This is a genomic window from Pseudomonas frederiksbergensis (assembly GCF_000802155.2).
Classification (GTDB): domain Bacteria; phylum Pseudomonadota; class Gammaproteobacteria; order Pseudomonadales; family Pseudomonadaceae; genus Aquipseudomonas; species Aquipseudomonas frederiksbergensis_A.
In genome coordinates, this window is sequence record NZ_JQGJ02000044.1 from 1 (window position 1) to 5,085 (window position 5,085).

Below are 5,085 nucleotides of genomic sequence, written 5' to 3' on the forward strand. Positions count from 1 at the left end.
GGGCTCGCCACGCTTCACGGCGCTCTCACGCTTGATCCACTTCGCCAAGCGGTAACACCAGCCACTGTCCGAGTCGCGGGTTTCGCTCTTGGCGATGAAAAACCCCTTGAACGACCCGACCGTTTCATCGGTGACGGCGTTGAATTTCAGGCCCATCAGGTGGAGCTGGCTTTCCAACTGCTTGGGGTTGTATGCCCATTCGGCGAACATGGAAAAGCGTTGACGCGGATCGGTGCCCTCGAGGGCTTGGCCGTCCTGCTCGGCAACCACATCGGAAATCTCGCGCTGCGGCTGCTGTTCGGTTACTTGATGGTTAATTGACGTATTGGGTGCAGATTCTGCACCCCGTTCTGTCTCAGGCTGCACCCCGTTCTGTTGTGAGTTGCACCCCGTTGCGTCATCTGCACCCCGCTCTACACGGGGTGCAGGATTTGCACCCCGTACAAGTTGAAGGTCATAAACCACCGGGCGCCGGTCGTGGCGATCGATGTGCACCGCGGCGATAGCCTGGTTTCCCTTTTTGATAAGGCCCGACTCCTCCAGAGCGTCCAGCTTGTAACGAACGGTGCGTTCCGACAGGCCTGTGTCCTGGGCCAGGGTGGTGGCCGATGGAAAGGCACCAGTCCCGTTGGACCCGGCATAGTTGGCAAGGCACAGCAGCACGTGGCGGGCGCTGGAGTCCTTCAGGGTTTGAACGGGCAGCGACAGCGCCCATGACATTGCTTGAACGCTCACAGCGAGGCTCCGATATTCTTTTCGGCCAAGTAGGCAAGGCCTTTGGGGGTGATCATTGGGTCGAACGCGGCGCGCTCGATGCCGGTCTCTGGGTCAGCCTTCAGGGCGGTGACCTTGTGGACCATGTAGCCGGAGGTGATGCGAGGCTGATAAGCGACCCACCGCCTTGAGCCTTTGCGGCGGTAGATCCAGCGGTGCTGTTCGAGCCAGGCGAACAACTTGCAGGGCTGGACCTGCAGCTGCTTGGCCGAGTCAGTGATGCAGATCGCCCCGCCGGCGGCGGCCAGGCGCTTAATGGCAGCGACCTTGGGTTCCTGGTCCAGAATCACCAGGCGCAACGACTGGTTGTCGCGGGCCTGATCCGCAGCAGCTTGCAGCGCCTCGGCGTAGGTGGCCGGGATCTGGAACTGCCCGACCTGCGCTTCCAGCTCCTGCCAGCGGTCGATGATCTTGGCCCGCAGCTCGACGCTGTAACCCGAGACCACCACCAGGGTGTCACGCTGGGTCAGCAGGAACTCACGGTAGACCTGGCCGTTCTGCGGGTGGACATAGGGGGTGTCGTTTGAAGAAACGACACCCTTCGCGACGTAAGCTCGGATGGTTTTCAGGACGTTGTCGTGACTGCTGCCGGTCAGTTCGGCAATCTCGCGTGACGACATGGTGTGACACGACACCTTTTCAGATTGACCCAAAAGTGTCGCGACATGGCGGGTATTGCCTGGAGCGGTGTTGGTGTTCATAATGGCCCCACAGTGTTTTACGTTTTGTTGAAAGGACCGCCCTGCCAGGCGGTTTTTTTATGCCTGAGATTCAGGCCACCCTTACAGATGCTTCGATAGCGTCGATCTCACGGCGCACATGCGCGATTTCCTTACAGATCGCCGCTTTCTCGATCTGCGTTACGTGCCCATCGCCGAGCGCGTTGTGCACGGCAACGGTGAGGTCCGCGAATTCCTTGCCAACAAGCGCCAAAGCAGAAGGAAGTGCTTTCACTTCCTTCACTTCCTTTGCCACCAGCGAGTAGCCGAACTCTTCAAGGAGCGCGCTGAGGACAATCGCCCGCGACTCACTAGACAGATGAGTCAAAACCTGTCCGAACATCTCCAGGTTCATCCGGTGCGCCTCGCGATTTGGATTAGCGCAGTCCAACAGACGGGTTTCATTCACCCCCATCCGTTTTGCCAAGGCGGTACCGCCATCAGCCTTCACTTCCCGGTGCAGCGTTCTCTCGAAATGTTCCATTGCGAAAACCTCGTTTCTTCTCGCGTGGCGCTAAGCCATCACGGGTTGCAAAATGTTTCTCATCGGGTCAGGCGGATTGCTTGATCGCCTGGGCTGGATCGTCTTCACGCTTAGCGATCAATGCCCCGCCGGATTCTTTTTCAAGCACGCATTGCATGGGATAAGAAAAACCACCGGTCGTACGGCACTGCGACACGCGACTGCTGCTCACGCCTAGGGCGTCCCCGATCGCGCGACCGGTACCGAAATGTTTCAGGGCTTCGTCGTAAGTCATGGGGCCTTGTCTCCGTTGTCTTCGGCGAGTTTAGAGTTCTTAACAATGCAAGGCAAGTTATCTAAACACTTAAATGTTTAGAATCCTAAATATGGAATTTAAAGATCGCGTCACCTCGCGCATGAGGGCGCTCAACCTCAGCGCTACCGACATCAGCAGATTGACTGGCGTATCAAAGGCGACGGTCAGCTTCTGGGTGAGCGGTACGAACGGGGCGAAAGGGAAAAACCTTTTGGCGTTAGCCAAGGCGCTGGAGTGCTCACCTGACTGGCTGTCCGATGGCGTAGGCACGGCTGATATAGCCCTCCACGATGACACCAAAGCTGGCATGTCTACCGTGGAAATGATGGCCAAGATGCTTGCTTCGAAAGCGGGTAAGAACCTATCGGAAAAGGCTCGAGAGATGATGCTAGCAGCGGCGGCCGAAGCCGATAATCCGGTTGAGCAGGGAGGAAGTTACGTCCCGGGCCACCTCGCGAGCTTGCGACCGACGAATGAAGAGATCGTGATCCCTCAATACGATATCCGAGCTGCCATGGGGCATGGGCAGGTCCCACCTGACTACACTGAGGTAGTTCGAAACCTGGTAGTGCGAGAGGAAATCCTGCGGGAAAAAGGGATAACGTACACGTCCGCAACATCGCTCGGCATGATCAACGGGTGGGGCCAAAGCATGGAAGGCACCATCAACGATAAAGACCTGGTCATCGTCGATAAAGGTGTACGGGACTTCATCGGCGAAGGAATATACGTGCTGACCTGGCATGGTGAGCTGTACATCAAGCGCGTGATGCGGATGGACGAAGAACACTACAGATTGATTTCAGACAACAAGCACTACGAGAGTCAGACAGCCCGGATCGACGACGTGACGATTCACGCAAAGGTACTGTTGATCTGGAATGCCAGAAAAGCTTGAGTAAAAGCCCGCCGCCCTGGCGGGCTTTTTTGTGCAATCAGAAAGGCGCCGCCTCTTCTACAGCATCAAATTCCTCGTGACCCTCCGCGCGAGGATCTTCCTCCGCGGCAGACTCCCAGCTCAACGTAACCGACCCATCCTCGTCATTGAACGTCATGTCGATCCCGTCGACCTCGGAAAGCATGCCAATAACTTCATCCCACTCACGATCACCATCGCTATCAAGCCTGTGGATGGTTGCCCACTTCCGATCCTGAGCGATCGGGTGATTGATCATGTTCGAAACCCTGAGCTTTAGGCGCTCCACTCCGGAAACAGGCTTTTGTTCTTGAGATTTCTTCTGGGGACTCGCCATAGGATGCTCCTTGATTGCTGTATATCCATACAGTTTACGGGCAGACTATCCGAACATTTCGATCAGCGTAAGTCTTGACGGAGCAGCGATTCAGGCGTATTTCGCCGCCCCAGTAGTTAAGATATCTAAAATAAGTGTTGACGTTTTTTGTTAAGTTTTCTAAATTTATCTCAACGCCAGCGAACAGGGCGTCAGCAGCGAAAGCCGCGCCGCTCTTTAACAACCAGCGCAACAAACAACAGACCGCATTGCCTCTACCGGCGACCGGCGAGCAGACAGGCCCGAAAGCCTGCCAACGACAGGAACAACCTGGACGGCTGCTCGATGGTGAAACGCCAGAACCGAGTGAACGACCCGGCATGCAATGCGCCCCGCGAATCCCAGCGGCAGAAGGGAGAGACACCGAATCGAATTAGCGGTCCCGATAGCCTCGGCTGGGAACGCCGGACCTCATGCACCCTGCCCCACTCAATCAGGGCATTCAGAGCTGTAGCGTGCATGTTGTAAGGACCTGTGATCCACGGCGAACAGATGCTGTTTGACGCTGTGAGTAGGAAGCTCGAAGCCCACCCACGAAGACGATCGGCCAGCCCTGCAATCAGCAGCGGGTAACTGGCCAACACCGCTGACGCAACACACCCGGTCTGTCGCCAGTAGCGAGACCGGGATTTCACCGATTGGCCTTGGTGACAGGGCCAGACGGGAAATCAACCGGAGTACCTGAAATGTCCGAACAACTGACACTCGATGGTCAGCCGATCATCAAACAGCTCCGCGTGTTCATCGTGGAAGAGCATGACTACTACGCGGCCAGCTCCGTTGAAGAGGCCCGAGCGCTGCATGCCGAGATGGTAGAGCGTGAACTTGAGGATGTTGATGAAAGCGATTGCGAAGAGGCTGTCGGCGCCATCCTCGACAAGCAATGGGTAGACGATGACGGCGAACCTCTTGGAACGCTTCGTCAGTGGCTATCCGAAGCAAAGTCCCCGGGCTGGCTGACTGGCACCGAATAAACAACCAGCGCCACGACAGCCTGTCGTTAACTGCCCGAGCACCTGGTACTCCCCAGCACCAGGCCGCATCGGAGAGTGATCGAAGCGTGCCCAAGCGGGCTGCAGCGCTAGGATCGCAAAGCCCCGTGAATGTCCTGGGCCGGTATGAGCAAGACGGCCAATACCAAAAACGCGGCGGGAAACAAGCAGGAGTAGCGCCCTGGTGTTTCGATCACTCTCCGATGCGGACGAGAACACACCGCGAAAGCGGCCCCCTGCATCACTTCTGCCAACTAGAGACGTAGTTGGGGCATTGCTGGTTTTGCCATAGGACACCAGCCCGATCACCTCGAAAGAGGCTGCATCGGAATGTCGGCGCCCCATGAAAAAAGCTGATCCAGGCCAACTGTTTGTATGCGAACGGGCGGACGTAGTTAGGCATCTTGGTCAGGACCGACATTCCAATGCAGTTTCGATAGGTGGCCACTGCCTGCCCAGTGAGCGAACAACGGAGGATAACCGCCATGAAATAGCCAACCTCAAGCCCTTCCAACGAAGGCACCCGGCG

8 protein-coding genes are annotated in these 5,085 nt (G+C 57.0%); 2 read left to right on the plus strand and 6 right to left on the minus strand.

Annotation, left to right across the window (positions count from 1 at the left end):
• From JZ00_RS29410 to JZ00_RS29425, 4 genes are all read right to left on the minus strand, one after another.
• Positions 1-720, minus strand: a 720-nt coding sequence (locus tag JZ00_RS29410) for a helix-turn-helix domain-containing protein (protein ID WP_039594694.1), incomplete at its 3' end; no start/stop codon positions are given.
• Positions 721-731: 11 nt separating this feature from the next.
• Complete coding sequence (locus JZ00_RS29415) at positions 732-1,394, minus strand: Rha family transcriptional regulator (RefSeq protein ID WP_039594695.1); 663 nt, start codon at positions 1,392-1,394, stop codon at positions 732-734.
• A 151-nt stretch (positions 1,395-1,545) separates the two neighbouring features.
• Positions 1,546-1,977, minus strand: a complete 432-nt coding sequence (locus tag JZ00_RS29420) for a phage regulatory CII family protein (RefSeq protein WP_039594696.1) — start codon at positions 1,975-1,977, stop codon at positions 1,546-1,548.
• A 67-nt stretch (positions 1,978-2,044) separates the two neighbouring features.
• On the minus strand, positions 2,045-2,251 hold the full coding sequence (locus tag JZ00_RS29425; RefSeq protein WP_039594697.1) for a helix-turn-helix domain-containing protein: 207 nt from the start codon (positions 2,249-2,251) through the stop codon (positions 2,045-2,047).
• Between the two features lie 91 nt (positions 2,252-2,342).
• On the opposite strand from JZ00_RS29425, the gene JZ00_RS29430 reads away from it, so the two are divergent.
• Positions 2,343-3,170 carry a S24 family peptidase gene (locus tag JZ00_RS29430; protein WP_039594700.1) on the plus strand — a complete coding sequence of 276 codons (828 nt, stop codon included), beginning with the start codon at positions 2,343-2,345 and terminating at the stop codon, positions 3,168-3,170.
• 37 nt (positions 3,171-3,207) lie between these two features.
• On the opposite strand, the gene JZ00_RS29435 is transcribed toward JZ00_RS29430, so the two are convergent.
• On the minus strand, positions 3,208-3,525 hold the full coding sequence (locus JZ00_RS29435; RefSeq protein WP_039594698.1) for a DUF1654 domain-containing protein: 318 nt from the start codon (positions 3,523-3,525) through the stop codon (positions 3,208-3,210).
• Between the two features lie 725 nt (positions 3,526-4,250).
• Here JZ00_RS29435 and JZ00_RS29440 point away from each other — a divergent pair.
• Entirely contained in the window at positions 4,251-4,538 is a 288-nt protein-coding gene (locus JZ00_RS29440) for a hypothetical protein (protein WP_039594699.1), read from the plus strand.
• Positions 4,539-4,797: 259 nt separating this feature from the next.
• Here the strand turns inward: JZ00_RS29440 and JZ00_RS31685 are convergent.
• Positions 4,798-5,085: hypothetical protein (locus JZ00_RS31685; protein WP_235433127.1), on the minus strand; the 288-nt coding region annotated here is incomplete at its 5' end.

What these genes read in the sequence shown, in the direction of transcription:
- JZ00_RS29430 (WP_039594700.1), top strand. Translation starts at nt 2,343, where the DNA reads ATGGAATTTAAAGATCGCGTCACCTCGCGCATGAGGGCGCTCAACCTC.
- JZ00_RS29420 (WP_039594696.1), bottom strand. Translation starts at nt 1,977, where the DNA reads ATGGAACATTTCGAGAGAACGCTGCACCGGGAAGTGAAGGCTGATGGC.
- JZ00_RS29415 (WP_039594695.1), bottom strand. Translation starts at nt 1,394, where the DNA reads ATGTCGTCACGCGAGATTGCCGAACTGACCGGCAGCAGTCACGACAAC.
- JZ00_RS29435 (WP_039594698.1), bottom strand. Translation starts at nt 3,525, where the DNA reads ATGGCGAGTCCCCAGAAGAAATCTCAAGAACAAAAGCCTGTTTCCGGA.
- JZ00_RS29425 (WP_039594697.1), bottom strand. Translation starts at nt 2,251, where the DNA reads ATGACTTACGACGAAGCCCTGAAACATTTCGGTACCGGTCGCGCGATC.
- JZ00_RS29440 (WP_039594699.1), top strand. Translation starts at nt 4,251, where the DNA reads ATGTCCGAACAACTGACACTCGATGGTCAGCCGATCATCAAACAGCTC.